The organism is Roseovarius sp. MMSF_3359 (assembly GCF_030733385.1).
Taxonomy (GTDB): domain Bacteria; phylum Pseudomonadota; class Alphaproteobacteria; order Rhodobacterales; family Rhodobacteraceae; genus Roseovarius.
In genome coordinates, this window is sequence record NZ_JASHJC010000002.1 from 52,347 (window position 1) to 77,083 (window position 24,737).

Below are 24,737 nucleotides of genomic sequence, written 5' to 3' on the forward strand. Positions count from 1 at the left end.
GGGTGCAATTCGGATGCTGACGCTTCGAACTCCCCGAATGTCAGTAGCTGTACTCGGCGTAGATCCGGTCCAGATCGCCCGACCAATCGCCGTGGTAATGCGCCAGCAACTCGTCGGCGGGAACCTGACCGCTTTCGACGCTTTCCTTCAAGGCATTCAGGAAATGCGTCTCGTCCGGCACCAGACCGCCGGCACCGGATCGGCCCCGCGCGGCCAGGCCGGCCTCGGAAACCGCCACAACCTCACGCGCCAGCTCGTGCATGTTGATATCACCCACCTGCGCCTGCAACGCGCTCTCGCTTGCGGCCACGCGCAGCGCCTCGCGCGTCTCGGCATTCCAGTCCTTGCACAGGTCCCACGCCGCATCGAGCGAGGATTGGTCATACATCAACCCGACCCAGAACGCGGGCAGCGCACAAAGCCTGCGCCACGGGCCACCGTCGGCACCACGCATCTCCATGAATTTCTTAATCCGCGCCTCGGGGAAGATCGTGGTCAGGTGATCGGCCCAATCGCTGAGCGTCGGTTTTTCGCCCGGCAACGCGGGCAACTCACCGTTGAGGAAATCGCGGAAAGACATGCCAAGGGCGTCGATGTACTTGCCATCGCGGTAGACGAAATACATCGGCACATCGAGCGCAAAATCGGCATATTGTTCGAACCCGAACCCCTCGTCGAAAACAAAGGGCAGCATCCCCGTGCGGTCGGCATCCAGATCGCGCCAGACCCGGCTGCGCCAACTTTTGTGGCCATTGGGTTTACCGTCGAAAAACGGCGAGTTGGCGAAAAGCGCGGTCGCCACGGGCTGCAGGGCCAGCGCCACACGGAATTTCTGCACCATGTCCGCTTCGGACGCGAAATCGAGGTTCACCTGCACCGTGCAGGTCCGCCGCATCATCGAGCGGCCCATGGTGCCCACCTTCTGCATATAGGCATCCATCAGCTTGTAGCGGCCCTTGGGCATCATCGGCATTTCTTCGTGCGACCATTGCGGCGCGGCCCCCAGGCCGATGAAGCCGACACCCACCTTGTCGGCGATGTCCTTGACGTCGCGCAGATGAGCGTTCACCTCGTCGCAGGTTTCGTGAATGGTCTCGACCGCCGCACCGGAAAGCTCCAATTGCCCACCGGGTTCAAGCGATACGTTCGCGCCGTCCTTCTCAAGCCCGATCAGCTTGCCGCCCTCTTCCACGGGCGCCCAGCCATGGCCGTCACGCAGCCCCTCAAGCACAGCCAGAACGCTGCGCTCTCCGTCATAGGGGATCGGTTTCAGCGTATCGCGGCAATAACCGAATTTCTCATGCTCCGTCCCGATGCGCCAGGCATCCTTGGGCTTGCAGCCGCTTTCCAGGTACCCGGCCAACTGGTCATGGCTTTCGATCGGCCCGCCGCCGGATTGGGGAATGGACATGTCGGAGCCTCCTGGTTTTCATGGCCGCACGAAGCCTAGCTGTGGCGACTTCGGTGACAAGTGTCAATGCAGCCTTTCGGCCCGATCATCCCGCGCTTTGCCCGGCGCCGATCCAGCAGCAAAACACTATTGGCGCTGGCCGCCGACCTGCCTTAAACTCGGTAAAATTTTGGAGGTTTCATTTTGCATCATCGACAACTGCCCAATTCCTTTTCACGCCGCGCAGCCCTTGGCGCAGTCGCCGCAACTATTCTGAGCGGCCTTGTCGGCACACCCGCCCTGGCGCGTGGCGGCGGCGGCGGCGAGGCCAACCAGAACACCAACAGCTCTGGCTCATCCAGCAAGAAACCGAAAGCCAAGAAGACGCTTGATAAATCCAAACCAATTCTGATCACTCAGTCAAAATTCCGACGGCTCACGAAGAAGGGACTGCGGACGCTGATCAGCCAGATCGACGCTGGACAGGAGGCGCGGGTTCAAGGGTTCTCTCCGCGGTTTTCGCGACTTCTCTTTGAGACCGCGCTGAATAACGACATGCTTTTTGTCGATATCCTGATTGGTGATCTCGCCAAGAAAAACACGGTGAAAGAGCGGAAAGAGGCGCTGAGGGGCTGGAAGAAATACGTCGAAGACATCTCGGAACGAGATATCAAAAGGCTCGACTTACCCAGAAACCTTGAGGACATTCTGTTTGACAGCGACGGTCGGAATCAACAGCGGGCCGCGAAAATAGAACGAAGGAAGCGCCGCAAAAAGCTGTTGAACAAATGGATCTGGTCGCCACGCGAAGGCATGCTCACGAGTTAGCATCCGCCCGCAGGGACGGCGGCGTGGTAAAGCCGGGCTTTTGCCAGATCACGGTGGGCGCGCCCCGGGCGCGTTTCATCTCTGCAAGCATCCTTTCGGTTCTGATCCCCGGCAGGGTCGCGAAGGCGTCAAAGAGCGTCTCGGCTCCTTCGGCGTTCAGCGGAATATGCAGATCACCCTGCCCCGGCTGGCTCAACACCCAATGTGCCGGCTTGCCCGTCGGATCTAGCCTCAGCATGGTCATCTCGCGGAGCGCCACTGCCCCACCGGTCAGCGGGCCGAAATAGGCGACGGCGCCTTCATCCACATGGACCACGCCCGGGCCACCCCGATTGCCGCGAAAGCGCCCGCGTTGCAGACCGGTCACCAGAAGAACCGCCCCTGCGGCCAGCACGAAATAGCCCAGCCAATGCAGCAAGGCGCCGGTGCCAAAAGCCCAATAGGCCCCGAGGATCAGCACCCCAAGCGCCACCAGTACCTCCCGCCAGCGCCAGATGGCCTCTTTTGCCTCGGGTCGCACGAAACTCATCCCCAATCCCCCAAGGCCTGCTGCCAGACCGTCAGCGCCACGACAGCCGCGGTATCGGCGCGCAGGATGCGGGGGCCGAGGCTGACCGCATGGGCGGTGGGCATGGCATGAAGCCTGTCACGTTCAGCATCCGAAAACCCGCCTTCGGGTCCGATCAGTATGGCCCATTTGTTGCCGCCCGCCGCACCAAGAGTTTCAGCCACCCCTGCCAATGCCTCATCGCAGAACATCAGTTGCCGATCCTCGGGCCACTTGTCCAACATCCGGGACAGTTTCTGCAGATCAGCGACCTCAGGCACAAACGTGCCGCCGCATTGCTCGGCCGCCTCGACCGCATGGGCCTGCAAGCGGTCCTGGCGAATACGCTCGGCATTGGTGAAATCCGTCCCGACCGGGCAGATGCGACGCGCGCCCATCTCGGCAGCCTTCTCGACGATGAAATCTGTGCGCGCCTTTTTGATCGGTGCAAATATCAGCCACAGATCGGGCGGCATCCGCAGGTGCTGCGATTGGTTCTTGACCTGCAAACGACCACCGCGCTTGCCAGCCTCCGCAACGCTCGCCTGCCATTCCCCGTCGCGCCCGTTAAAAAGCGCCACAACGTCCCCGACCGCAAGCCGCATTACCCCAAAGAGGTAATGCGCCTGATCGCGGTTCAGAGGAACCGATTGCCCTTGCCCCAAGGGGTGATCTACATACAGTCTGATCTTCGCAGCCGTCATGGGGCCAACATATGACTGAGACCGACAAGACGCCAGAGGCTGCGGGCCAGGTGGCCGACGCCTATCGCGGCAATTGGGTCGATCGGTGGGCGCCCCCGGTCACGCGGCCCTACCTGCGGCTTTCCCGCGCCGACCGACCAATCGGCACATGGCTTCTGCTGCTGCCCTGCTGGTGGGGGCTCCTGTTGGGGATGGTTTACGACGGGCGCGCGACGCTGCATGATCTATGGATCTTCTTCGGCTGCGCCATCGGGGCGTTCCTGATGCGGGGCGCAGGATGTACATGGAACGACATCACCGACCGCCATATCGACGGATCGGTGGCGCGCACGGCGTCGCGACCAATCCCGTCGGGTCAGGTCAGTGTCAAGGGTGCGCTGGTGTGGCTGGTGGCGCAGGCGCTGGTCAGTTTCGGCATCCTTTTGACATTCAACATCGCGGCAATCGGGCTGGGTGTGCTGTCGCTCCTGCCGGTCGCGATCTATCCCTTCGCAAAACGCTTCACCTGGTGGCCGCAGGTCTTTCTGGGCGTGGCGTTCAACTGGGGTGCGCTTCTGGCCTGGACCGCCCATACCGGGGCGCTGCAATGGCCGGCGGTCATGCTCTACCTCGCTGGCATCGCCTGGACACTGTTCTATGACACGATCTACGCCCATCAGGACGCCGAGGATGATGCCCTGATCGGGGTGAAATCCACCGCGCGGCTCTTTGGGGCGAACTCTCCGCGCTGGCTGCGCCGGTTTCTGGTGCTGACCGTCACGCTGATGGCGGTTGCCGTGATGCTGGCGACGCTGGAGGGCCATTTTGCCGCCGTTCTGGTGGCGATTTGCGGGCCTTGGGCGCTCGGCTGGCACCTGCAATGGCAGCTGCGCCACCTGGACATCGAGGACAATGACCTGCTGCTGCGGCTCTTCCGCTCGAACCGGGATGCGGGCCTCCTGCCCCTGCCGTTTTTTGCCGTTGCCCTGTTCCTTTGATTGAACTCGGGGGCCGAGCCGCCTAAACACGATAGGGGATTAACTATTTACCGGACGTGCCATGCGCCTGTCTGCCATCTTTGCCATTGCTGCCAGTTTCGTTGTCGCGGCTGTTCTGTGCCTGGTTGCTGCCGGGTTCTCCGTGCGGGTGATCGAAGACAATTCGCGCAATTCGGTGCGCGATACGCTCGACGCCAATGGGCTGGTCTGGTCCGAAGTCGATGCCAACGGGCTTCAGGTCTTCCTCGGCGGCACCGCCCCGTCGGAGGCGCTCCGGTTCAAGGCCCTGTCCGTGGCTGCGACCGTGGTGGACGCCGCGCGGGTTATCGACCAGATGGACGTGGCCGATAGCGCCGAGATTGCACCGCCTGACTTTTCCATCGAAATCCTGCGCAACGATAGCGGCCTGTCACTGATCGGGCTGATCCCCACCTCCACCGACCGCGCGGATCTCTTGGACGACATCATCGACGCGACCGATGATACCGAAGTCGCGGATCTGCTCGAAGCGGCTGACTATCCGCAACCGGAGACCTGGGAGGCGGCGATAGATTTTGCCGTGCGCGCGCTTAAAATCCTGCCACGCACCAAGATCTCCATCGCGGCGGACAAGGTGGAAATCACCGCCATGGCCGATAGCATCGACCAGAAGAACAAGATCGAGTCCGACCTGATCCGCAAGTCGCCGGACGACATTCGCCTGGCGCTCAACATCTCGGCCCCGCGGCCGGTCATCACCCCCTTCACGCTCCGCTTTCTCATTCAGGACGGGCAGGCCCGGTTCGATGCCTGCTCAGCAGATACCGAAGCGGCGCGTCAGGTTATCCTGAAAGCTGCGACAAGCGCGGGGCTTCGGCAGGAGAGTGACTGCACCATCGGTCTTGGCGTGCCCTCCCCGCAATGGGGCAAGGCGACGTCACAGGCCATCGCGGCGCTTGCCGAACTGGGCGGCGGCAGCGTGACCTTCTCGGACGCGGATATCTCGCTGGTCGCGGAACAAGGCACACCGGAAAACCGGTTTGACGATGTCGTGGGCGCGCTTGAAACCTCTCTGCCAGAGGTATTTGCACTCCACGCGGTTCTGCCCCCACCGCCGAACGAAGCCCCCGAGATCACACCGGAATTCGTCGCCACCTTGTCGCCTGAAGGGTTGGTCCAGATCCGCGGCCGGGTGGGGAGCGAAACAAGCCGCGATACGGTCAACAGCTTTGCCAAGGCACGCTTTACCTCGGACAGCGTCCACAATACGGCGCGCGTGGCCGCCGGTCTGCCACAGGACTGGCCGCTGCGCATTCTGACCGGGCTTGAGGCTTTGTCCTATCTCTCGAACGGCGCCGTGACGGTGACGCCCGAGGCTCTGGAGCTCAGCGGAAACAGCGGCAACAAGAACGCGCAAGCGATGATCGCCCGCTTCCTCGCGACCAAGCTGGGCGAGGCCGAAGAGTTTTCCATCGACGTGGTCTATCGAAAGGCGCTTGATCCGGTGGCCAGCATCCCCACGCCGGACGAATGCGAGGCCGCAATCGCGGGCATCCTGAGTGAGCGGAAGATCAACTTCGAGCCGGGCTCGGCGACCATCGACGAAAACGGCGCGGCGATCATGGATGACATTGCGGAGATCTTGAAGAAATGCGGTGAGATCCGAATGGAGATCGGCGGCCACACGGACAGCCAGGGCCGCGAGGTCATGAACCAGCAACTGAGCCAGTCGCGAGCACGGGCGGTGTTGAGCGAGCTGCGCGACCGCCGTGTGCTGACCTCTGCGCTGACCGCAAAGGGCTACGGCGAAAGCACCCCCATTGCGGACAACAAGACCGAAGACGGGCGCGAGGCCAACCGCCGGATCGAATTCAAACTGATCCGCCCGGAACCGATCGTGGAACGACAGACAGGGCTTGAAAGCATGGAAGAAGCAAACCAGACGGACGAGCCAATCCAGGAAGAGACATCCGATGAACAGAACTGAGTTTATCATTGCCACGGCGATTGTACTTTTTGTGGCGTTCTGCCTGGGGTGGTTCGCCAATTGGCTGATCCACCGGTTTATCCGCGTGGCAGGCTCGGATGTGGGCGAGCTGGAGAAGATGGCGCAGGAGCTGCATGAAGCCGAAGAAACCCGTGATCAGGCCATCACCTATCTGCAACAGCGCGAGGCCGAACTGACCAACCAGATCAGCCAGACCGAAGCCGAGTTATCGGCGACAATGGACGGCTTGCGCGAGGCGCGCCGCGAAGCCGAAGACCTGCGCGGTCAGTTGGAACGCCTGAGCCAGAACCGCTCCAACGCCTGACCTCTTTCACTTGGATCAAATTGTGCGCCTGCGGCGCGCAGGATATCTCGTCGTCCGCCTCCGGCTTCCTCCTCGGAAGCAAGCCCCGAATGTGACGCAACAGATCAACGGCGGCGCCCCGGGGGTCTGGGGGACGTCCCCCAGGGCCTGCATGGCCTGAATGCAAACTAAAAAGCGTGAGCAACGCGAACTCCTGTAAGAAGCCCTCCGGTTTATTGGATGGGCCTGGCTTCGATCACGACGAAAGCCTGCGCCCAGGGGTGGTCATCGGTCAAGGTGACATGGATGATAGCCTCGTGACCCTCTGGCGTCATCGCCTCCAACCGCTCCGCCGCCCAGCCGGTGACCGCCATGACCGGCTGGCCCGAATTGAGGTTGCTGACCGCCATGTCCTTCCAGGAAATCCCCATGCGCAGCCCTGTCCCCAATGCCTTGGAACAGGCTTCCTTCGCCGCCCAGCGTTTTGCATAGGTCCCCGGTGTATCCGCGCGCCGTTCGGCCTTTAGCTGCTCAACCTCGGTGAAGACCCGGTTGCGGAACCGATCCCCGAACCGATCCAACGTCCCGGCAATGCGTTCGATATTCGCCAGGTCGGTGCCGATCCCGAGGATCATCTCGATACGGCCGACCGGATCAGCGCCAACCCGCCGGTCGCAAAAAGCGCCGCAGTGGCCCCTTCGATCCAGCGCCGTCCACGCCGGTATAGCGCCATCATGCCGCCCATGGAAAAGAGCAATGAATAGCTCAGGTTGTTGAGAAAAGCGACCGCCACGCAGACCAGCGTCGTCACCAGCACCGAGACCACCGTGTCACTCGGGTTCAGGCCCATCGACAGCGCCGCCATCCAGGCAATGACGGATTTCGGGTTTGACAGGTTCAGGATGACGCCGCGCCAGAACCACCGCCCGGCACCGATTTCCGCAACCGCCGTATCGCGCGTTCGAAGCGCAGAGCGTCCCGACTGCCAGGCGAGCCACAGCAGATACCCCCCGCCAAGCAGCTTGAGAACCACCAACAGCCAGGCGGATGCCTGCAGAACCGCTCCCATGCCCGTCGCGGCCAACACCCCCCAAAAGACCAGTGCAACGCTCAGGCCCAGCCCGTAGATAACGCTGGCGCGGCGGCCATATCGCATCGCAATGGCCGCGTTCGAGATATTGGCGGGTCCGGGTGACGCCGCAATCACCCAGAATGCCACACCAACTGCGATCAATGTTGTTGCATCAACCATCCCGTCTCCCTTCACAAAGATCTCTGATCCATCAAATCGGGCAGCGGCATCGGCAGCCGGTCACCGCCAACTACCCCCGCGTTTCGCGCTTCAGTTCGTTGCGGGCACCCATCCAGAAAAACAAACGCGCACCAAGGATAAAGAACACACCCATCAGGACCGTTATCGTGCTCAGCGCGGCAAACCCGACGGGGGTCAGGAATTGCCCGAGCCCGCCCGGAAAGGCGGACATGAAAAACGCCGCGAATGCCATGCTGATCCCAAGCCCCACGAGACCGAAGAGCGCCGATATCTGCCAAGCCCAACTGCCCTTTGGCAACGTCCCCTCGGTCCGGGCGAATGTCGCCCCTTCGAGAATCGACACCACAACGATGGGGATCACCGTTGCGCCGGAAGAGCGGAGGTTGAACCCGAAGTAACGGCCCGCAATGTAGAGCACCAGCGATATGCCGATCACGATCAGCGCGTAGCGCATGACAAAGCGCGACCAGTTGACCTTGTATGTCATCCCAGAGCCTCTTCGCGGCCTTCATCCATCAAGCGGCGCATCTCGGCAATCGCCGGTTTCAGGCCCAGAAAGATCGCCTCGCCGATGATAAAGTGCCCGATATTGAGCTCGCGCGCCTCGGGGAACGCCGCGACCGGCTTGACTGTCTCATAGGTCAGCCCGTGGCCAACATGCACCTCCAGCCCCAGCGAATGCGCAAAGGTCGACATCTCGCGCATCGCTTCCAATTCGCGGTCGCGATCGTCGAACCGGCCCTCGTGATGGGCATCGCAATAGGCGCCGGAATGCAGCTCGATCACCTCGGCACCAATCCGGTGTGCGGCCTCGATCTGGCGCTTGTCGGCGGCGATGAAGATACTCACCCGACAGCCCGCATCGCGCAGCGGCGCAATGAAATGCGCCAGCTTGTTCTCTTCGCGCGCAACTTCCAACCCGCCTTCGGTCGTCCGTTCCTCGCGTTTTTCCGGCACGATGCAGACCGCATGGGGTTTGTGCCGCAGCGCAATCGCCTGCATTTCATCGGTAGCGGCCATCTCGAAATTCAACGGCACGTTCAGCGTCTCCATCAGCCGGTCGATATCTTCATCGCTGATGTGGCGGCGGTCCTCGCGCAAGTGGGCGGTGATCCCATCCGCCCCCGCCTCTTCGGCCATCTTGGCAGCGCGCAACGGATCCGGCGTATCGCCGCCCCGTGCATTTCGCACCGTTGCCACATGGTCGATATTGACGCCAAGGCGTAGTTTCTCTGCTGACGACATCTGCCGGCCCTCTGAATTCATTGCGACTCAGCCGGTAGCCTATTCGGGATTTTTCTTGGCGTCAGCCTTGTGCGCAGCTTTTTCTTTCAAGGCCAGCAATTTAGCCTTGAGGCGCCCTTTGCGGCGATTTTGATAGGCTTGGATCACCGGCAGGCTGGAGTAATAGCAGATCAGCCCGCAGATCAGCCCTGGAATGATGCCGCCGACAAGATAGGGAAAGAAAACCTCGTCATAGAAAATCCTGAGTTCCGTCCAATGCGCAGTGTCCTCGGTGAACATCGCGATGAAGTTGTCCTTCAGGTCGCCGCCGGCATTGACGAATTTCTCCCCCAGGGAGCTATGGATCTCTTCGGTATTGGGCGCGTTACGGTTGCCCAGCAGGAAATGCCCGGTCTGCAAGGACGCGGCCCCGATGAACACGAAGGTCAGCGGGTTGCCAAAGAACGTGGCCAGAAGCGAGGCCACGATATTGCCGCGCAGGATGAAGGCCACGAAAGCCGCCAGAAAGAAATGCAACCCGAAAAACGGCGAGAAGGTCACGAAGACGCCCGCGAAGATGCCCCGCGCGATCCGGTGCGGCGGATCGGGCAGGCGCCAGAGCCGGTGTTTGACATATCGAAACGCGCGCGCCCAACCGGTCCGCGGCCAGAGAAACTCGGCCATGGCCCGCCAGATCGGACGTTTGTTTCGGCGCTTGAAGACCACGAAGGGCTCCTAGGTTTGCAGTGGCTGCGATCCGCCGGTGCGGGCGGGGTCGCGGTGTCGTTCGATTGCGGCCACATCGCTTTCGGCGTCCAGCGCCGAGATCACACGGTGCAGATGTTCCGCATCTCTTAACTCGACATCTATCAGCAACCGGTAAAAATCCGGCTTCCGGTCCACAAAATTCAAATCTGAAATATTGGCCTTCTGCTCACCTATCAAGGTGCAAATGCGCCCAAGCACACCGGCGTCGTTCCCGATCGTCAAATCCAACGTGACGGAATAAACCGGAGGATGAGTGCCGCTGTGCCAATGCAAGTCAAGCCAGCGTTGCGGTTGATCGTCGAAAGCCTGCAACGATTCGCAGTCGATCGCATGCACAACAACCCCCTGCCCGCGATAGGTGATGCCGACGATCCGCTCTCCGGGAAGCGGTTGGCAGCATTGTGCCCGATCAAAGCTCTGATCCGCGGCCAGACCGATCACCGCCAGGTCGAGGTTGACCTCGTCCCCGTCATCCGGTGCCAGGTCCGGATAGATCGCATTCAGCACGGTCTGCGCCGTCAGCTCCGCGCTGCCAAGCCGCGCCAACAGCTCGTCGGGCTCCTTGAGGCGCAGGGTCCGTGCCGCGGATTCCAAGGCCTTATCCGTCGCCTTCTTGCCGACATGCTCAAAAGCGGCGCGCGCCAATTCGCGGCCAAGTTTGATGAACCGGTCCCGGTCCTGTTCCCGTAACGCGCGGCGGATGGCTGAACGCGCCTTGCCCGTCGTCGCGATATCGAGCCATGTGGGCTGCGGCACCTGACCTTCGGCGGTGATGACATCGACCGATTGCCCGTTCTTGATCCGGGTCCAGAGCGGCACCCGCATGCCGTCGATCTTGGCACCAACGCAGGCATGGCCGATCCGCGTGTGGATGGCATAGGCGAAATCAATCGGCGTGGCCCCGCGCGGCAGCTTGACCACATCGCCCTTGGGCGTGAAGCAAAACACCTTGTCCGAATACATCTCGAGCTTCACCGCTTCGAGAAACTCGTCGTGATCCTCTTCGGCATCGAACTGCTCGGTCAGCGCCGAGATCCATTTCACCGGATCAACGGCAAAGGGGTTTTCGCTCCGCACCCCGTCGCGATAGGACCAATGCGCCGCCACGCCGGTTTCGGCGACGTCATGCATCTGCCGGGTCCGGATCTGCACCTCGACGCGCTTGCCATCACGTCCGCTGACCGTGGTGTGGATACTGCGGTAGCCGTTCGACTTGGGTTGGCTGATGTAATCCTTGAACCGCCCCGGCACCGCGCGCCAGCGTTGGTGGATCGCGCCCAGAACGGCGTAGCAGTCATATTCCGTCCCGGTGATGATCCGGAAACCGTAGATGTCCGAAAGCCGGCTGAACCCCAGCTCCTTCTCCTGCATCTTGCGCCAGACCGAATAGGGTTTCTTGGCCCGGCCCAGCACATCGGCCTCGATCCCCGCCTTGTCGATCTCAAGGCGCATGTCGCCGGTGATCTTCTCGACGACGTCGCCGGTTTCTTTTTGCAACGTAATGAAACGCCGGATGATCGACGCGCGCGCATCGGGGTTCAGCACCTTAAACGCCAGGTCCTCAAGCTCTTCGCGCATCCACTGCATGCCCATCCGGCCCGCGAGCGGCGCGAAGATATCCATCGTCTCGCGCGCTTTCTTGAGCTGCTTTTCAGGCCGCATCGCCTTGATCGTGCGCATGTTGTGCAACCGGTCGGCCAGCTTGACCAGGATCACGCGCATGTCCTTGGACATCGCCATAAAGAGCTTGCGGAAATTCTCCGCCTGCTGGGTCTCAGTACTCGAAAGCTGCAGGTTGGTCAGTTTGGTGACGCCATCGACCAGGTCCGCAATCTCATTGCCGAATCGCTCGGCCACACTGGCATAAGACGCGCGAGTGTCTTCGATGGTGTCATGCAGAAGTGCCGTGATGATCGTTGCATCATCGAGCCGTTGTTCCGCCAGCACGGCGGCCACCGCGACCGGATGGCTAAAGTAAGGCTCGCCCGAATGGCGGTACTGCCCCTCGTGCATCTGGCGGCCATAATCATAGGCGGCGGCGATCAGCTTTTCGTCTGTCTTGGGGTTGTAGGTGCGGACCAGCGCGATCAGGTCTTCTTGGGCGATCATACGCGGCGCTACCCCGGGGCTATGGGGTCAGGTTCAGCCCTGACCCTGCGCTTCCATCAATGCCCGCAGCAATTTTTCCTCGGACATGTCGTCATCGGCGGGCTTGTCAGCCTCACCACCCATCAGAAGCGCCATCGAGTCCTCTTCGGGCTCATCCACCTCGATCTGGGTCTGGTTCGATTCGATCAGACGCTCGCGCAACTCTTCGGCCGATTGCGTTTCTTCGGCGATCTCACGCAGGCTCACGACAGGGTTCTTGTCGTTGTCACGATCCACGGTAATGGGCGCCCCGGCCGAGATTTCGCGGGCACGGTGTGCGGCCAGCATCACAAGGTCAAACCGGTTAGGGACCTTATCAACGCAGTCTTCTGTGGTCACGCGGGCCATGGGAACTCCAGTTAAGCCATCAATAGCAGCCCGGTATGTAAGGGGTGGCGCCCGGATTTACAAGCAGAGAATCATCCGGAATGGCATAGAAACAAAGGCGATCGAAACCAGAACGTCGATCCGGTTTGTCTCCGCGTCTCGCACCGGTTCTGCCGCATTGGGTGGGTTGATCCATAAGAGCGCCGAGTATGGACCAAGACAAACATTGGCGGCGGTGATGGAACAAGCCGCTGGGGAGTGTCGGGTTTGAGCTCATTGCGGACCTTCGGGGTCGAACCCCGCGCGGAATCAAGGGCGAAGCTCGCTGCGCATTGCCGACGCGCCCCCACGCGGCGGCGATTGGATTAGGTCTGTGCGATACTCAGACGATCTTCAGGTCTGGCAGGGATAAAGTGCCTGTCACGTACGTCGGATCGCCACCGCGCGCGTCGGCAATGCGCGGGTTCGTAATTCAATTGCCACAACATCAGCTTCGTCCGCGTTGCTGCCCAGGTACTTTGGTCGCTACAGGGCGACCACCTCGTCGACCGCGTCTGGCTCCAAGGCTTCAAGCATCTGCGATACCGTCTTGTTCAAAACCGGATGGCACCATTCCGCTGCGACATCCGCGAGCGGGACGAGCACGAAGGCGCGGTCCTGCAGACGGGGGTGAGGCAGGATCAACTCGTCCGGCGCCCGCATTGCCTGCTGCTCTGCCGGCAAGTTACGCCAGGCCGCGTGACCCTCTGCATTCGGCAAAACTGCGTCACCCGCCGCAATCAGATCAAGGTCCAGCGTTCTGCGCGCCCAACGCACCTCCCGGTCTCGGCCAAAATGCGCCTCGACCTCATGCAGTACACGCAACAACGTCTGCGGATCGCCGTGATAGCGCAAAACCGCCGCTGCATTCACGTAATCCGGGCCAGCTCCCGCAGGGAAACACGGGGTTCGAAAAAACCGGCTGACCGCCTCCACGACCACCCCCGATTGCACGAGACGGTCCAGCGCCGCGCGCAGGGTATCGGCGGGTTTACCCGCCTCTGATGGCAGGTTGCCGCCCAATGCAATCAGGAATTGTTGATTATCCGGCACGGGAACCTATCCTTCTGAGCGGCCAATTGGCCTTGCCGTTCCTTGGTAAACTACTTAGTTTAATCTCTAGCTCTGTTCGTTCCCTTACCACTCACTAAAGAACAACACGTGCAGGGCAAGATAATTCGGAAGGACATTTGAGATGTTTTACAAGGACGAACGGCTTGCGCTGTTCATCGATGGTTCGAATTTATACGCCGCTGCAAAATCGCTCGGTTTCGACATCGATTACAAACTGCTGAGGGCGGAATTTATGCGCCGTGGCAAACTGCTGCGGGCATTTTACTACACCGCCCTTCTCGAGAATGACGAGTATTCGCCGATCCGCCCGCTGGTCGATTGGCTAAACTACAACGGCTTCTCGATGGTGACCAAACCCGCGAAGGAGTATACCGACAGCCAGGGCCGCCGGAAGGTCAAGGGCAACATGGATATCGAACTGGCCGTGGATGCGATGGAGCTCGCGCCCCGCGTCGATCATATCGTGCTCTTTTCCGGCGATGGCGATTTCCGCCCACTGATCGAAAGTCTGCAACGCCAAGGCGTGCGCGTGTCGGTTGTATCGACCATCCGCAGCCAGCCGCCGATGATCTCGGACGAGCTGCGCCGCCAGGCCGACAATTTCATCGAGCTTGAAGACTTGCGGGATGTGATCGGGCGCCCGCCGCGCGAACCCTCGCCAGACCGCGAAGAGGCTTACGCCGCAGGAAAGTAACCCAAGAGACCGGAGCCATCGCGCTCCGGTTTTTTTATGCAATCTCGCGCAGGACCCGCGGTACCTTGAAATGGACGCTTTCCTTGGCGGTCTCGACCTCTGCCACGGTCACGTCGAAACGTGCGCGCAACGCCTCGATCACCTCGTCTACCAGGACCTCCGGCGCCGAGGCCCCCGCGGTGATGCCAAGGGTCGACACCGACCCGAGCGCGCGCCAATCGATATCGGTCGCCCGCTGTACCAGTTGCGAATAGGCACAACCCGCCTTGGTGCCGACCTCAACCAGACGGCGCGAATTCGACGAATTCGGCGCGCCGACGACGAGCATCGCCTCGACCTGACCGGCCATAGCCTTGACCGCTTCCTGACGGTTGGTCGTCGCGTAACAGATGTCTTCCTTGTGCGGCCCCTTGATGTTTGGAAATCGGGCCTGAAGCGCCACCACGATATCGGCGGTGTCATCGACCGAGAGCGTCGTCTGCGTCACAAAAGCCAGCTTGTCGGGGTCGCGGACCTCGACCTCAGCCACATCATCCGGCGTTTCAACCAGCAGAACCTCGCCTTCCGGCAGTTGTCCCATGGTGCCAATGGTTTCCGGATGCCCGTCATGGCCGATCATGATGATCTGGAGGCCAGCGGCGGAATGGCGCTCCGCCTCGATATGCACCTTGCTCACCAGCGGGCAGGTGGCATCCACATAGATCATCTCGCGGTTCGCCGCTTCGGCGGGGACGGATTTCGGCACCCCATGGGCGGAAAAGATCACCGGTCGGTCGGTCGGACATTCCGACAGCTCTTCAACAAACACCGCCCCCTTGGCGCGCAGATCATCGACGACGAACTTGTTATGCACGATCTCGTGGCGCACATAGACCGGCGCGCCCCATTTCACCAACGCCTTCTCAACGATCTTGATGGCACGGTCCACGCCCGCGCAGAAACCACGCGGCGCGGCGAGATAAAGGGTAAGCGGGGATTTCGTCATGATGCCTCCTGTCGCGCCATAGAGGTAAGGCTTCTGCCATGTCACGTCCAGAGGTGATGCCACAGGCCACCCCGTGGTTGCGACCTTACGTAGCCGTCAACGCGCCATGATCGACCAATTCCGCATAATCCCGTCGCAGCAGGTCGAGTTTCGGGTCGATATAGCGGGTGCAAAAGGGTCCACCGGCATTTTTGCGGTGATAATTTTGGAACCGGTCCTCCGACGGTTTGAAGCCCTGAAAATCCAAAACGCGGGTCACCAGCGGCATTTCGAAATCATCCTGAAGCTCACGCAGGATGCCTTTGAGGTGCGGGATGTGACCTGGCTCCATCGCATAGACCGCGCTGCGATACTTGCCGCGCATCTTGTGATTGGACGTGCTGGCATGGGTGCGCAGATGCACCTCGATCAGCGTCTCAAGCGGAATCATATCCGGATTGAAATGCACGATGATTGCCTCGGACCAACTGTCATCGGGGACGGATGCCCGGATGAACCCCTGCTCGACCCGCACCACCCCGCGCAACCCGTCAAAAACCGCTTCGGTACACCAGTGACAGCCGCCGCCCAGACCGATCCGGGCGGCGGCACTCTTGTCAGGTTTCACCAAACTCACTCAGCCGCGTCGCGCCGGGGCAATCGCCAGCCCGGGCGGATGAAGTGGCAGGTGTAGCCATTGGGGATGCGTTCCAGATAATCCTGATGCTCTGGCTCGGCCTCCCAGAAATCACCCACCGGCTCCAGTTCGGTCACCACTTTGCCGGGCCAGAGCCCACTGGCATTCACATCGGCAATTGTGTCTTCGGCCACAGCCCGCTGCGCGTCGTCCACGTAGTAGATGGCCGAGCGATAAGACATGCCCCTATCATTCCCCTGCTGATTGGGCGTGGTCGGATCGTGGATCTGGAAGAAGAACTCCAGAAGCTGGCGATAGCTGATCTTGTCAGGCTCAAACAGGATCTCGATCCCCTCGGCATGGGTGCCGTGGTTGCGATAGGTGGCATTCGGGACGTCGCCGCCGGTATAGCCCACGCGGGTGGCGGTCACGCCCGGCAGTTTACGGATGAGGTCCTGCATCCCCCAGAAGCAGCCCCCGGCCAGTACAGCGCGTTCGGTCATCAGATGTCCTCCACTTGGTTCAGGTAATCGCCATACCCTTCCGCTTCCATCTCGTCACGATGGATGAAACGCAGGCTGGCGGAGTTGATGCAGTAGCGCAAACCGCCCCGGTCACGCGGCCCGTCGGGAAACACATGGCCCAGATGGCTGTCACCATGGGTCGAGCGGACCTCGGTCCGGATCATGCCATGGGTGGTGTCGCGCAGCTCGTTGATATGGGCGGGCTCGATCGGTTTGGTGAAACTGGGCCAGCCACAACCGCTTTCATACTTGTCAGAGGACGCGAAAAGCGGTTCACCCGAAACGATATCGACGTAAATCCCCGGCTCCTTGTTATCCAGAAGCGCCCCTGTCCCGGGCCGCTCCGTCCCGGATTCCTGCGTCACGCGGTATTCCTCCGGACTGAGCCGGGCAATGGCGTCGGGATCTTTGGTGTACGGCATGGCAAATCCTCTTCCATTTCTGTCTTGGCCTCAAGATGGCGCGAGGGTGTGAGATTTCCAAGATCAGCGACATGCCGGTCACCAGAGCGTGATGGGCTGAAATGTCGGTTCAGCGGACAAAGCGGACGATCAGGTGAAAAATTTGAATGTCCGCACCGCAGTGTTCAACCAATCGGTTGTTCAAAGCTCCATCGACATCTCATGCCAAGTCATACCCCCATGTTCGGAATTCGATGGCCGTAAATAAGCGTATCCAAATCTCTCGTAGAGTGCGACGTGATGCTCTTTGCACATGAGATAGATTGTGCATTTACCCATCCTTCTCATGCGTTCTTCAAATTCGGCCATCAAAGCCCGTGATAGACCTTTGCCCTGATGCGCGGGATCAACAACGACAGACATGATGACGACATTTGGAGCGTTGGGGTCATGCCCGACAAGCTCCTTGAATTCCTCATCACACATTTCGACTTCATGCGCACATCCGGAATTCACAAAGCCAACTATCTCGCCTCCAACCGTAAGGATTAGAAAGCCAACAGGGTAGACCTCGATCCTTTTGGAAATTTTTTCGAGGGTCGCTGCCTCGTCACCTTCGTAGGCATTGGTCTCTATTTCAAAGCAGCGAGCTGCATCGGAAGGTTTGGCGTTTCGGAATTCGTTCATGCGCCTACGCTATTCGATATGACGCGTGTCGCAAAGCCGCCGTTCGTGCTCTTCGCAGCATCTGTCACAACGGGCTCAAACCATCCCTTCGACATCCCACAGAATGGACACTGCCCGTAAATTTACCTATCGGTTGGCGAAGATGAATGAGGCCAGGCATGACAAAACGCGACGTGTTCAGGATCAACGGCACCGAGATTGCACCCGGCGCGCGGCAAACGGTGGATGTGCCGGTCAGCACGCTGTCGGATCACACACCGGTACATCTGTCGGTACATGTCATCCACGGCAAGAGGCCCGGTCCGGTGATGTTCGTCTCGGCCGCCATCCACGGGGACGAGGTCATCGGGGTCGAGATTGTCCGGCGGCTGCTCAGGGCGGAGGCGCTCAAGACGATGGCCGGCACGCTTCTTGCCGTGCCGATCGTGAATGCGTTTGGGTTCCTCAACAACACCCGCTACCTGCCGGACCGGCGTGATTTGAACCGGTGCTTTCCCGGGCAGCCCGAGGGCTCGATGGCCTCCCGCCTGGCGCATATCTTCATGACCGAAGTGGTTTCGCGGGCGGATGTCGGCATCGACCTGCATTCGGCGGCGATCCACCGCACCAACATGCCGCAACTGCGGCTGACGCCGGGAAATGACCGGTTGCGGGAGTTGGGTCAGGCGTTCGGCGCGCCGGTGATGATGCATTCAAAGCTGCGTGACGGCTCCCTGCGCATGGCCGCCGAGGAGATGGGTGTGGATGTCCTGCTCTATGAAGGTGGCGAAGGGCTGCGGTTTGACGAACTCGCCGCACGCGCGGGCGTCAGCGGGATCCTCCGCGTGATGCGTCACCTCAAGATGATACCGGCCAAAGGGGTCCCGAAGACGCGGGGCACTCCGGTCTTTTGCGGCGCGTCAAGCTGGTACCGCGCACCTGCGGGCGGGCTCTTTCGCGGCTACCTGACCATTGGTGATATCGTGGCCCCCGGAACGGTTCTGGGGGCGATCACCGATCCGTTTGGCGAGGTCGAAACCGAGGTGTTGGCCGATGTCGAGGGGATCGTGATCGGGCGCACCAACATGCCCGTGGTCTACGAGGGTGAGGCCCTGTTTCACATCGCGGAAACGCCGCGCGCCGATGACGCCGCCGAAGGTGTGACCGCCCATCTGGAGGCCGCGCCGCTTTATGACGAGGACGAGATCATCTGATCCCGTCCCCGTTGTGCTGTCATTCGACGATGTCGATATCCAGAAGCCCGGATTTGAACATCAGCCCGGCCAGCACTCCGCCCAAAATCGGCGCAACGATGAAAAGCCAAAGCTGACTAAGCGCCGTGGCTCCGGCAAAAAGCGCCGGTCCGATGGAGCGGGCGGGATTGACCGACACACCGGTCACGTTGATGCCCACGAGATGGATCACCACCAGCGCCAGGCCAATGGCCAGACCGGCCATGGCCGAGGGCGCGCCCGCCCCGGTCGAGCCGAGGATAACCACGACGAAGAGGAACGTCGCCACCAGTTCGAAGATGAAAGCAGCGCCCATGGCGTATTCACCAAGATACCCCACGCCCCAGCCATTCTGTCCCAGGCCGTTTTCCGCAACCGAGTAATCCGCCTTGCCGCTGGCGATCATCAGCAGGACAAGCGCACCGGCGATGGCGCCCGCCACCTGCGCGGCAATATATTGCACCGCCTCGCCCATCTGCATCCGGCCCGCAACCACCGCACCCAGCGATACCGCCGGGTTGATATGACACCCAGACACGTGACCAATCCCATAGGCCATCCCGATCAGCGCGAGGCCAAAGGCAAAGCTGATCCCCATCAGGCCGATATCGCCCCCGGCGATCACCGCGGCACCACAGCCCAGCAGCACCAGGGTGAATGTACCGATGAACTCGGCAATCATCTTCTTCATGTTCTGTCTCCTCCATCGGGCAGGAATTAGCCCGGGTTCCGTGGCAGGAGTTGAACATGGTGAGGACGCCCCGGGTCACGGGGAAAATTCTGCGTCTTTCGTCGCTTATGCGAGGGTCAGGTGACCTTGTCGCGGTTCGTGGGCAGCAGGAAGATCGACACGGTCAGAAGCGCAAACACACATTCATAGACCTCCCATACCCGATCCACATCGAAGGCATCAATGATGGCCACGATGATGCTGCCGATTAGGGCAATGGCCGCATGACGCAGACCGGGGACCGGAATCGCCATTGCATCAGCGGTCTTCCGCACCCAACCAACGCGGGGATAGAGCAGCGGCAAGACGACGAGGTAGAGCAGGATCACGATGGTCAGGACAGGACCGAAGAGATGTTTGGTCAGCGCAACCCCACCAAATTCGATATTGTGAAGGGTGGTTTCGTCCTGACGGTTGATCGCTTTCATCGCCTCGCTGGTTTCCCAGCCGAAGATGCGCTGACCCCATGAGATTTCCTCGCCCGCGCCAAAGAAAAAAAGCAAGGAATAGAAAAAAGTCAGTGATACGGCCAGCGTCCCGGCCCGCCCCTTGATCGACAGCCCGTTTCGGAAAAGGACAATGCTGGAGATCAGCAACGCAATGGCGGTCCCGTACTCGACAACGCCATCTTCGGCGGCGAATTTCAGCGCGAAATAGATCTTGTCCCACATCGCGATACCGATGGTCAGCATCAAGACAGTGATGATCGTCGACATCAGGGCGCGGTCGATATTTTCCAGCTTTGACATCAGGTACCTTTTCGCGTGGCGCGTGATCGTGCGGTCCAGATAAGTGAGCCGAACCGTGGCATCAAGCTATAACGCCAAATGCCGATGCCCCGAGCAAAAAATGCCGCTTTTGAACCGGTTCGTCGCGCTTGTGGCACAGTCGCCCTCGCCACCACGTGCAGAATGGCGACATCGGGACGCTGTTGAGTTCTGAAATACCTCATTATGTATATTGTCATCCGACCCCGCATCGGCTGTAGTTCAGGCTGATTTCTTTGAAACCCAATGTTGAAGGCAACACATGCAGTATCTTGCACCCACAACAGTCGAAGAAGCGGTCAGCGCCCTGGCCTCACATTCCGGCGATTGCAGAATTCTGGCCGGAGGCACGGACCTCCTGGTGCGGATGAGGTCGGATATGGCCGATCCTGACGCGGTGGTCGACCTCAAGCGGATCGACGCGATGAAGCAGATCACCCCCGAGGATGGCGGATGGCGGATTGGCGCCGCCGTGTCCGGCGCCGAGATGGGCGAACATGCGGATCTGGTTGCCGATTGGCCCGGTGTGGTCGAGGCCACGAACCTCATCGGCTCGACCCAGATTCAGGGGCGCTGCACCATGGCTGGTAACCTCTGCAACGCCTCGCCTGCCGCCGACAGCGTTCCGGCCATGGTGGCCGCAGGGGCCGTGGCGCGGGTGGTCGGGCCGGACGGCACACGGGTTGTCCCGGTCGAGGAGATCCCGACCGCGCCCGGCAGGACCTCGCTCGAAAAAGGCGAGCTGGTCGATGCGATTATCCTCCCCGAACGTGGTGCGCGCGGCGGCGATGCCTACCTGCGTTTCATTCCACGGACCGAGATGGACATCGCGGTTGTCGGCTGCGGCGTGTCATTGACACTGGACGATGACGGCACATGCACGGCGGCGCGCGTGGCACTGGGCGCAGTGGCCCCAACGGTGATCGTCGTCCCCGAAGCCGCCGACGCCCTGATCGGCACCAAGGTTGACGATGCGGCGCTCGACGCGCTGTCAGCGGCCTGCTCGGCCGCGGCAAAACCAATTGATGACAAGCGCGGCACCGTTGATTTCCGCGTCCATGTGGCCGGTGTGCTGGCCAAGCGCGCCGCCGTCATCGCCAAGAAACGCGCAGGAGGTGCGGCATGAGCAAGATCCATGTAACCACATCGGTCAATGGCGACCCGACCGAATTTCTGTGCGAGGCGGATGAAACCCTGCTGGATGCGCTGCGCGACCGGTTGGGCATGACCGGCTCCAAGGAGGGTTGCGGCACGGGCGATTGCGGTGCGTGTTCCGTCACCGTCGATGGCCGTCTGGTCTGTTCCTGCCTGATGCTGGGCGCCGAGGCCGAGGGCCGCGAGATCGGCACCATCGAAGGCATGGCCGAGGGCGATACGCTCCACCCGCTGCAACGCAAGTTTATCGAACATGCGGCGCTGCAATGCGGGATCTGCACCCCCGGCCTTCTGGTCGCGGCCAAATCCCTGCTGGAGAAACACCCGGACCCGACCGAAGAAGAAGCCCGGTACTGGCTGGCGGGGAACCTCTGCCGCTGCACCGGCTATGACAAGATCATCCGCGCCGTCATGGACGCGGCACAGGAAATGCGGGAGGCGTCGTAATGGCACTGGATGACAAACAGCAATACCAGACACGCGAATTCAAGGTCGTCGGCACACGGGTGAAACGCCCCGATGGTGTCGACAAGGTCACCGGCAAGGCCCGTTTCGGCGCAGATATGAGCGCGCCGGGCATGTTGATCGCCCGCGTGTTGCGCAGCCCCCACGCCCATGCGCGGATCAACTCCATAGACACCTCCGCCGCCGAGGCGCTGCCCGGGGTGCATGCGGTCGTGACCCGTGCGGATTTCAACGAAATCACCGACGATGATTTCACCGCCGATATCCTCGACAATTGCATGGCCGGCGACAAGGCGCTTTATGATGGTCATGCCGTCGCTGCCGTCGCCGCCAATTCGCCGGCGGTGGCCAAGGCCGCGCTCAAGCTCATCAAGGTCGACTACGATTTGCTGCCCCATGTTACGGATGTCGACGCGGCGATGGCCAAGGACGCGCCTGTCCTCCACGAAGGCCGGACCAACGAATCCGTTCCCGATGGCATGTCGCCCAACGTGCTGGCGCGCTATGAGTTTGGCCATGGCGATATCGAGGCCGGCCTGGCCAAGGCCGACCGGGTGATCGAACGCACCTACAAGACCGAAGCCACGCATCAGGGCTATATCGAACCCCATGCCTGCCTCGCGTCCATGGGCCCCGACGGGCAGGCCGATCTGTGGTGCTGTACCCAAGGCCACTACATGGTCCGCAACACCTGCGCGACGATCATGGGGCTGGAGCAGGGACAGCTGCGCGTCACCGCGTCGGAAATCGGCGGCGGGTTCGGCGGCAAGACAACCGTGTTCCTCGAACCGGTCGCTTTGGCGCTGTCCAAGAAGACCGGGCGTCCGGTCAAGATGGTCATGAGCCGCTCGGAAGTGCTGCGCGCGACGGGGCCGACGGCGTCGAGCTCCATCGACGTGCGCATTGGCATGACCAAAGATGGCCGCATCACCGCCGCCTTCGCCGAACTGCGCTATCAGGGTGGCGCCTATCCCGGCTCGCCGGTTGAATTCGGGTCGATGTCGGCCTTTGCGCCCTATGATCTGGAAAACGTGAAAACCGTTGGCTGGGATGTGGTCACGAACCGCCCGAAACAGGCCGCGTACCGCGCCCCGGGCGCGCCGATGGCGGCCTATGCGGTCGAAAGCGCGATTGACGAGTTGGCCAAGGGGTTCGACCTTGACCCGCTTGCAGTGCGGCTCAAGAACGCTGCGCGTGAAGGCACCAAGGCGAGCTACGGCCCGACCTTCCCGGCGATCGGCCTCGAGGCCACGTTGCGCGCAGCCAAGGACCACCCACACTGGACGGCGCCCTTGGGCGAAAACCAGGGGCGCGGCGTGGCCTGCGGCTTCTGGTTCAACTTCGGCGGGGATACCTGCGTGACGCTCAATATCACGCCCGACGGCACCGTGACCGTGTCCGAAGGCAACCCGGATATCGGCGGCTCGCGCGCGTCCATGTCGATGATGGCCGCCGAAGAGCTGGGCATCCCCTATGAGCAGGTCCGCACCATTGTGGCCGACACCGGATCACTGGGCCAGAACGAGGTGACCGACGGCAGCCGCGTGACCTTTGCCGTGGGCCTAGCCACGATCGAGGCCGCCCGCGCCGCCAAGCGCGAAATGTGCAAACGCGCGGCCATGGTCTGGGGCATCGAGGAAGACGCCGTGAAATGGGAAGATGGCGCGGCCCACCCCGCCGGGGAAAACGCCGGGAAGCACCCGCCCATGACGCTCAAGGACATTGCCGCTGTGGCGTCCAATACCGGTGGGCCGATTGCCGGCCATCACGAGGCCAACCCCGAAGGCGCGGGCGTGAGCTTTGCCACCCATATGGTCGATACCGAGGTGGACCCCGACACCGGTGCGGTCAAGATCCTGCGCTACACCGTGTTCCAGGATGCAGGCAAAGCCGTGCATCCCGATTATGTCGAAGGGCAGTTCCAGGGGGGTGCTGTGCAAGGCATCGGCTGGGCGCTCAATGAGGAATATATCTATGGCGATGATGGGGTCCTGCAAAACGCGGGCTTCCTCGATTACCGCATTCCGGTAGCGTCCGATCTGCCGATGATCGACACGGTGATCCTCGAAATCCCGAACCCGGGCCATCCTTACGGGGTGCGCGGTGTGGGCGAGACGTCGATCGTGCCGCCGCTAGCAGCGGTGTCCAACTCGGTCTCCGAGGCGGCGGGCGTCCGGTTGACGCAATTGCCGATGTCGCCGCCCAAGGTGCTGAGCGCGCTGCACAGCAAGTAGGAAAGGTCGCAAGCGATGGTCCAGGTCAAGATTTGGGGCTCGCTTGCCGCCATGACCGACGATCAGACGGAGATCGAGATCGAGGCCTCCACCTTGCGCGAATTGCTGGACGGGCTGGCCGGGAAGTATCCCGGCCTCAAGCCCCAGCTTGACCGGGGGGTCTCCGTCGCCATTGACGGGCGGGTCTATAACGACGGCTGGTTTACACCGATCAAACCCGACAGCGAAGTTGTCCTTCTGGCGCGCCTCAAGGGCGGCTGATCCGGGCATGGTCCCGGGATCCCATTAACCCTTTGTTAAGGCCCCGGATGTTAACAAAGGGTTACGCTGGTTTGCCCTGTCAGGTTTTCGGATTTCTTGTTGTCACCGGTCACCCAGACGGCGCAGACCAGCACGAGTTTCTGGCCCGTGCGAAAAAAGATCACGCAAACGGCTGACAAAAAACGAGCGTTGCAACGCGCCTAGGGAAAGCATGTTGCAACGCTACAGATAAGATGCCCCTTGGTTAAACGCGCTCGTGGTCGAACTTGGGATGGTGGGACACGACAAGCAGCCAAATAAACGCCGGGGCAATTATATTACTCGTAAACACACTTCTTCGAATAATGTTCGAAACTCGGTACACAACAATATTCCTATTCTGTCTCTTTTCGGCGGAACTGTGAATGCGCGTATTTGCCTATATCGGTCGATTTTTTC

Annotated in this window: 28 protein-coding genes; 10 read left to right on the forward strand and 18 right to left on the reverse strand. The window is 61.2% G+C overall.

Annotated elements, in window-relative coordinates:
• Positions 1-40: 40 nt before the first annotated feature.
• On the reverse strand, positions 41-1,411 hold the full coding sequence (locus RBB29_RS03030) for a glutamate--cysteine ligase (protein ID WP_306112699.1): 1,371 nt from the start codon (positions 1,409-1,411) through the stop codon (positions 41-43).
• A gap of 183 nt (positions 1,412-1,594) precedes the next feature.
• Between RBB29_RS03030 and RBB29_RS03035 the strand changes: the two genes are divergently transcribed.
• Positions 1,595-2,218 carry a hypothetical protein gene (locus RBB29_RS03035; protein ID WP_306112700.1) on the forward strand — a complete coding sequence of 208 codons (624 nt, stop codon included), beginning with the start codon at positions 1,595-1,597 and terminating at the stop codon, positions 2,216-2,218.
• Here the strand turns inward: RBB29_RS03035 and RBB29_RS03040 are convergent.
• Positions 2,208-2,747, reverse strand: a complete 540-nt coding sequence (locus tag RBB29_RS03040) for a hypothetical protein (RefSeq protein WP_306112701.1) — start codon at positions 2,745-2,747, stop codon at positions 2,208-2,210. The genes RBB29_RS03035 and RBB29_RS03040 overlap by 11 nt on opposite strands.
• Positions 2,744-3,469, reverse strand: coding sequence for a 16S rRNA (uracil(1498)-N(3))-methyltransferase (locus RBB29_RS03045; RefSeq protein ID WP_306112702.1), 726 nt, complete (start codon positions 3,467-3,469; stop codon positions 2,744-2,746). The genes RBB29_RS03040 and RBB29_RS03045 overlap by 4 nt, the downstream gene beginning before the upstream one ends.
• An 11-nt stretch (positions 3,470-3,480) precedes the next feature.
• Between RBB29_RS03045 and ubiA the strand changes: the two genes are divergently transcribed.
• The 3 genes from ubiA (at position 3,481) to RBB29_RS03060 (ending at position 6,737) form a co-directional block, all read left to right on the forward strand.
• Entirely contained in the window at positions 3,481-4,446 is a 966-nt protein-coding gene (gene ubiA, locus RBB29_RS03050) for a 4-hydroxybenzoate octaprenyltransferase (RefSeq protein ID WP_306112703.1), read from the forward strand.
• A 61-nt stretch (positions 4,447-4,507) separates the two neighbouring features.
• Positions 4,508-6,412 carry an OmpA family protein gene (locus RBB29_RS03055; RefSeq protein ID WP_306112704.1) on the forward strand — a complete coding sequence of 635 codons (1,905 nt, stop codon included), beginning with the start codon at positions 4,508-4,510 and terminating at the stop codon, positions 6,410-6,412.
• The gene (locus RBB29_RS03060; protein ID WP_306112705.1) at positions 6,399-6,737 is read left to right on the forward strand and encodes a hypothetical protein; all 339 of its coding nucleotides are present in this window, start codon (positions 6,399-6,401) and stop codon (positions 6,735-6,737) included. Before RBB29_RS03055 ends, RBB29_RS03060 begins: the two co-directional genes overlap by 14 nt.
• A 212-nt stretch (positions 6,738-6,949) precedes the next feature.
• Here RBB29_RS03060 and acpS read toward each other — a convergent pair whose 3' ends face one another.
• The 8 genes from acpS to folK form a co-directional block, all read right to left on the reverse strand.
• Complete coding sequence (gene acpS, locus RBB29_RS03065) at positions 6,950-7,351, reverse strand: holo-ACP synthase (protein ID WP_306112706.1); 402 nt, start codon at positions 7,349-7,351, stop codon at positions 6,950-6,952.
• The gene (locus tag RBB29_RS03070) at positions 7,348-7,968 is read right to left on the reverse strand and encodes a LysE family translocator (protein ID WP_306112707.1); all 621 of its coding nucleotides are present in this window, start codon (positions 7,966-7,968) and stop codon (positions 7,348-7,350) included. The genes acpS and RBB29_RS03070 overlap by 4 nt, the downstream gene beginning before the upstream one ends.
• Positions 7,969-8,038: 70 nt before the next feature.
• Positions 8,039-8,476, reverse strand: coding sequence for an ABZJ_00895 family protein (locus RBB29_RS03075; protein ID WP_306112708.1), 438 nt, complete (start codon positions 8,474-8,476; stop codon positions 8,039-8,041).
• Positions 8,473-9,234, reverse strand: a complete 762-nt coding sequence (locus RBB29_RS03080) for a pyridoxine 5'-phosphate synthase (RefSeq protein WP_306112709.1) — start codon at positions 9,232-9,234, stop codon at positions 8,473-8,475. The genes RBB29_RS03075 and RBB29_RS03080 overlap by 4 nt, the downstream gene beginning before the upstream one ends.
• A gap of 39 nt (positions 9,235-9,273) precedes the next feature.
• Positions 9,274-9,939, reverse strand: a complete 666-nt coding sequence (locus RBB29_RS03085; RefSeq protein ID WP_306112710.1) for a DUF2062 domain-containing protein — start codon at positions 9,937-9,939, stop codon at positions 9,274-9,276.
• A 9-nt stretch (positions 9,940-9,948) separates the two neighbouring features.
• Positions 9,949-12,090 carry a bifunctional (p)ppGpp synthetase/guanosine-3',5'-bis(diphosphate) 3'-pyrophosphohydrolase gene (locus RBB29_RS03090; RefSeq protein WP_306112711.1) on the reverse strand — a complete coding sequence of 714 codons (2,142 nt, stop codon included), beginning with the start codon at positions 12,088-12,090 and terminating at the stop codon, positions 9,949-9,951.
• A 33-nt stretch (positions 12,091-12,123) separates the two neighbouring features.
• Complete coding sequence (gene rpoZ, locus RBB29_RS03095; protein WP_306112712.1) at positions 12,124-12,477, reverse strand: DNA-directed RNA polymerase subunit omega; 354 nt, start codon at positions 12,475-12,477, stop codon at positions 12,124-12,126.
• A gap of 504 nt (positions 12,478-12,981) precedes the next feature.
• On the reverse strand, positions 12,982-13,548 hold the full coding sequence (folK, locus tag RBB29_RS03100) for a 2-amino-4-hydroxy-6-hydroxymethyldihydropteridine diphosphokinase (RefSeq protein ID WP_306112713.1): 567 nt from the start codon (positions 13,546-13,548) through the stop codon (positions 12,982-12,984).
• A gap of 142 nt (positions 13,549-13,690) precedes the next feature.
• On the opposite strand from folK, the gene RBB29_RS03105 reads away from it, so the two are divergent.
• Positions 13,691-14,263 carry an NYN domain-containing protein gene (locus tag RBB29_RS03105; protein ID WP_306112714.1) on the forward strand — a complete coding sequence of 191 codons (573 nt, stop codon included), beginning with the start codon at positions 13,691-13,693 and terminating at the stop codon, positions 14,261-14,263.
• A 34-nt stretch (positions 14,264-14,297) separates the two neighbouring features.
• Here the strand turns inward: RBB29_RS03105 and ispH are convergent, their stop codons facing one another.
• From ispH to RBB29_RS03130, 5 genes are all read right to left on the reverse strand, one after another.
• On the reverse strand, positions 14,298-15,248 hold the full coding sequence (ispH, locus tag RBB29_RS03110) for a 4-hydroxy-3-methylbut-2-enyl diphosphate reductase (RefSeq protein WP_306112715.1): 951 nt from the start codon (positions 15,246-15,248) through the stop codon (positions 14,298-14,300).
• A gap of 85 nt (positions 15,249-15,333) precedes the next feature.
• Positions 15,334-15,855 (reverse strand): peptide-methionine (S)-S-oxide reductase, encoded by a 522-nt coding sequence (locus tag RBB29_RS03115; RefSeq protein WP_306121101.1) that lies wholly within the window; start codon positions 15,853-15,855, stop codon positions 15,334-15,336.
• A gap of 5 nt (positions 15,856-15,860) precedes the next feature.
• Complete coding sequence (msrA, locus tag RBB29_RS03120; RefSeq protein WP_306112717.1) at positions 15,861-16,367, reverse strand: peptide-methionine (S)-S-oxide reductase MsrA; 507 nt, start codon at positions 16,365-16,367, stop codon at positions 15,861-15,863.
• Entirely contained in the window at positions 16,367-16,810 is a 444-nt protein-coding gene (gene msrB, locus RBB29_RS03125) for a peptide-methionine (R)-S-oxide reductase MsrB (protein ID WP_306112718.1), read from the reverse strand. The genes msrA and msrB overlap by 1 nt, the downstream gene beginning before the upstream one ends.
• 180 nt (positions 16,811-16,990) lie before the next feature.
• Positions 16,991-17,476 carry a GNAT family N-acetyltransferase gene (locus tag RBB29_RS03130; RefSeq protein ID WP_306112719.1) on the reverse strand — a complete coding sequence of 162 codons (486 nt, stop codon included), beginning with the start codon at positions 17,474-17,476 and terminating at the stop codon, positions 16,991-16,993.
• A 158-nt stretch (positions 17,477-17,634) separates the two neighbouring features.
• Between RBB29_RS03130 and RBB29_RS03135 the strand changes: the two genes are divergently transcribed.
• Positions 17,635-18,669 (forward strand): succinylglutamate desuccinylase/aspartoacylase family protein, encoded by a 1,035-nt coding sequence (locus RBB29_RS03135; RefSeq protein WP_306112720.1) that lies wholly within the window; start codon positions 17,635-17,637, stop codon positions 18,667-18,669.
• A gap of 19 nt (positions 18,670-18,688) precedes the next feature.
• Here the strand turns inward: RBB29_RS03135 and aqpZ are convergent, their stop codons facing one another.
• Both aqpZ and RBB29_RS03145 read right to left on the reverse strand, forming a co-directional pair.
• Positions 18,689-19,378: an aquaporin Z gene (gene aqpZ / locus RBB29_RS03140; RefSeq protein WP_306112721.1), complete on the reverse strand. Its 690-nt coding sequence runs from the start codon at positions 19,376-19,378 to the stop codon at positions 18,689-18,691.
• Positions 19,379-19,494: 116 nt separating this feature from the next.
• Positions 19,495-20,166, reverse strand: a complete 672-nt coding sequence (locus RBB29_RS03145) for a hypothetical protein (RefSeq protein ID WP_306112722.1) — start codon at positions 20,164-20,166, stop codon at positions 19,495-19,497.
• 280 nt (positions 20,167-20,446) lie between these two features.
• Here RBB29_RS03145 and RBB29_RS03150 point away from each other — a divergent pair, with 280 nt between their 5' ends.
• The 4 genes from RBB29_RS03150 to RBB29_RS03165 are packed head-to-tail and all read left to right on the forward strand — an operon-like array spanning position 20,447 to position 24,299.
• Entirely contained in the window at positions 20,447-21,310 is an 864-nt protein-coding gene (locus RBB29_RS03150; RefSeq protein ID WP_306112723.1) for a xanthine dehydrogenase family protein subunit M, read from the forward strand.
• On the forward strand, positions 21,307-21,786 hold the full coding sequence (locus tag RBB29_RS03155; protein WP_306112724.1) for a (2Fe-2S)-binding protein: 480 nt from the start codon (positions 21,307-21,309) through the stop codon (positions 21,784-21,786). Before RBB29_RS03150 ends, RBB29_RS03155 begins: the two co-directional genes overlap by 4 nt.
• Entirely contained in the window at positions 21,786-24,038 is a 2,253-nt protein-coding gene (locus RBB29_RS03160) for a xanthine dehydrogenase family protein molybdopterin-binding subunit (protein WP_306112725.1), read from the forward strand. Before RBB29_RS03155 ends, RBB29_RS03160 begins: the two co-directional genes overlap by 1 nt.
• 15 nt (positions 24,039-24,053) lie before the next feature.
• Positions 24,054-24,299 (forward strand): MoaD/ThiS family protein, encoded by a 246-nt coding sequence (locus tag RBB29_RS03165; RefSeq protein WP_306112726.1) that lies wholly within the window; start codon positions 24,054-24,056, stop codon positions 24,297-24,299.
• Positions 24,300-24,737: the final 438 nt, after the last annotated feature.

Bases quoted from the DNA above. Each gene is read 5' to 3' on its own strand.
- RBB29_RS03130 (WP_306112719.1), bottom strand. From the start codon at position 17,476: ATGAACGAATTCCGAAACGCCAAACCTTCCGATGCAGCTCGCTGCTTT.
- RBB29_RS03075 (WP_306112708.1), bottom strand. From the start codon at position 8,476: ATGACATACAAGGTCAACTGGTCGCGCTTTGTCATGCGCTACGCGCTG.
- RBB29_RS03160 (WP_306112725.1), top strand. From the start codon at position 21,786: ATGGCACTGGATGACAAACAGCAATACCAGACACGCGAATTCAAGGTC.
- ubiA (WP_306112703.1), top strand. From the start codon at position 3,481: ATGACTGAGACCGACAAGACGCCAGAGGCTGCGGGCCAGGTGGCCGAC.
- aqpZ (WP_306112721.1), bottom strand. From the start codon at position 19,378: ATGAAGAAGATGATTGCCGAGTTCATCGGTACATTCACCCTGGTGCTG.
- RBB29_RS03055 (WP_306112704.1), top strand. From the start codon at position 4,508: ATGCGCCTGTCTGCCATCTTTGCCATTGCTGCCAGTTTCGTTGTCGCG.
- msrA (WP_306112717.1), bottom strand. From the start codon at position 16,367: ATGACCGAACGCGCTGTACTGGCCGGGGGCTGCTTCTGGGGGATGCAG.
- RBB29_RS03105 (WP_306112714.1), top strand. From the start codon at position 13,691: ATGTTTTACAAGGACGAACGGCTTGCGCTGTTCATCGATGGTTCGAAT.
- RBB29_RS03045 (WP_306112702.1), bottom strand. From the start codon at position 3,469: ATGACGGCTGCGAAGATCAGACTGTATGTAGATCACCCCTTGGGGCAA.
- RBB29_RS03040 (WP_306112701.1), bottom strand. From the start codon at position 2,747: ATGAGTTTCGTGCGACCCGAGGCAAAAGAGGCCATCTGGCGCTGGCGG.
- RBB29_RS03060 (WP_306112705.1), top strand. From the start codon at position 6,399: ATGAACAGAACTGAGTTTATCATTGCCACGGCGATTGTACTTTTTGTG.
- RBB29_RS03155 (WP_306112724.1), top strand. From the start codon at position 21,307: ATGAGCAAGATCCATGTAACCACATCGGTCAATGGCGACCCGACCGAA.
- ispH (WP_306112715.1), bottom strand. From the start codon at position 15,248: ATGACGAAATCCCCGCTTACCCTTTATCTCGCCGCGCCGCGTGGTTTC.
- msrB (WP_306112718.1), bottom strand. From the start codon at position 16,810: ATGCCGTACACCAAAGATCCCGACGCCATTGCCCGGCTCAGTCCGGAG.
- RBB29_RS03090 (WP_306112711.1), bottom strand. From the start codon at position 12,090: ATGATCGCCCAAGAAGACCTGATCGCGCTGGTCCGCACCTACAACCCC.
- RBB29_RS03145 (WP_306112722.1), bottom strand. From the start codon at position 20,166: ATGTCAAAGCTGGAAAATATCGACCGCGCCCTGATGTCGACGATCATC.
- RBB29_RS03135 (WP_306112720.1), top strand. From the start codon at position 17,635: ATGACAAAACGCGACGTGTTCAGGATCAACGGCACCGAGATTGCACCC.
- RBB29_RS03030 (WP_306112699.1), bottom strand. From the start codon at position 1,411: ATGTCCATTCCCCAATCCGGCGGCGGGCCGATCGAAAGCCATGACCAG.
- RBB29_RS03165 (WP_306112726.1), top strand. From the start codon at position 24,054: ATGGTCCAGGTCAAGATTTGGGGCTCGCTTGCCGCCATGACCGACGAT.
- acpS (WP_306112706.1), bottom strand. From the start codon at position 7,351: ATGATCCTCGGGATCGGCACCGACCTGGCGAATATCGAACGCATTGCC.
- RBB29_RS03070 (WP_306112707.1), bottom strand. From the start codon at position 7,968: ATGGTTGATGCAACAACATTGATCGCAGTTGGTGTGGCATTCTGGGTG.
- RBB29_RS03080 (WP_306112709.1), bottom strand. From the start codon at position 9,234: ATGTCGTCAGCAGAGAAACTACGCCTTGGCGTCAATATCGACCATGTG.
- RBB29_RS03150 (WP_306112723.1), top strand. From the start codon at position 20,447: ATGCAGTATCTTGCACCCACAACAGTCGAAGAAGCGGTCAGCGCCCTG.
- rpoZ (WP_306112712.1), bottom strand. From the start codon at position 12,477: ATGGCCCGCGTGACCACAGAAGACTGCGTTGATAAGGTCCCTAACCGG.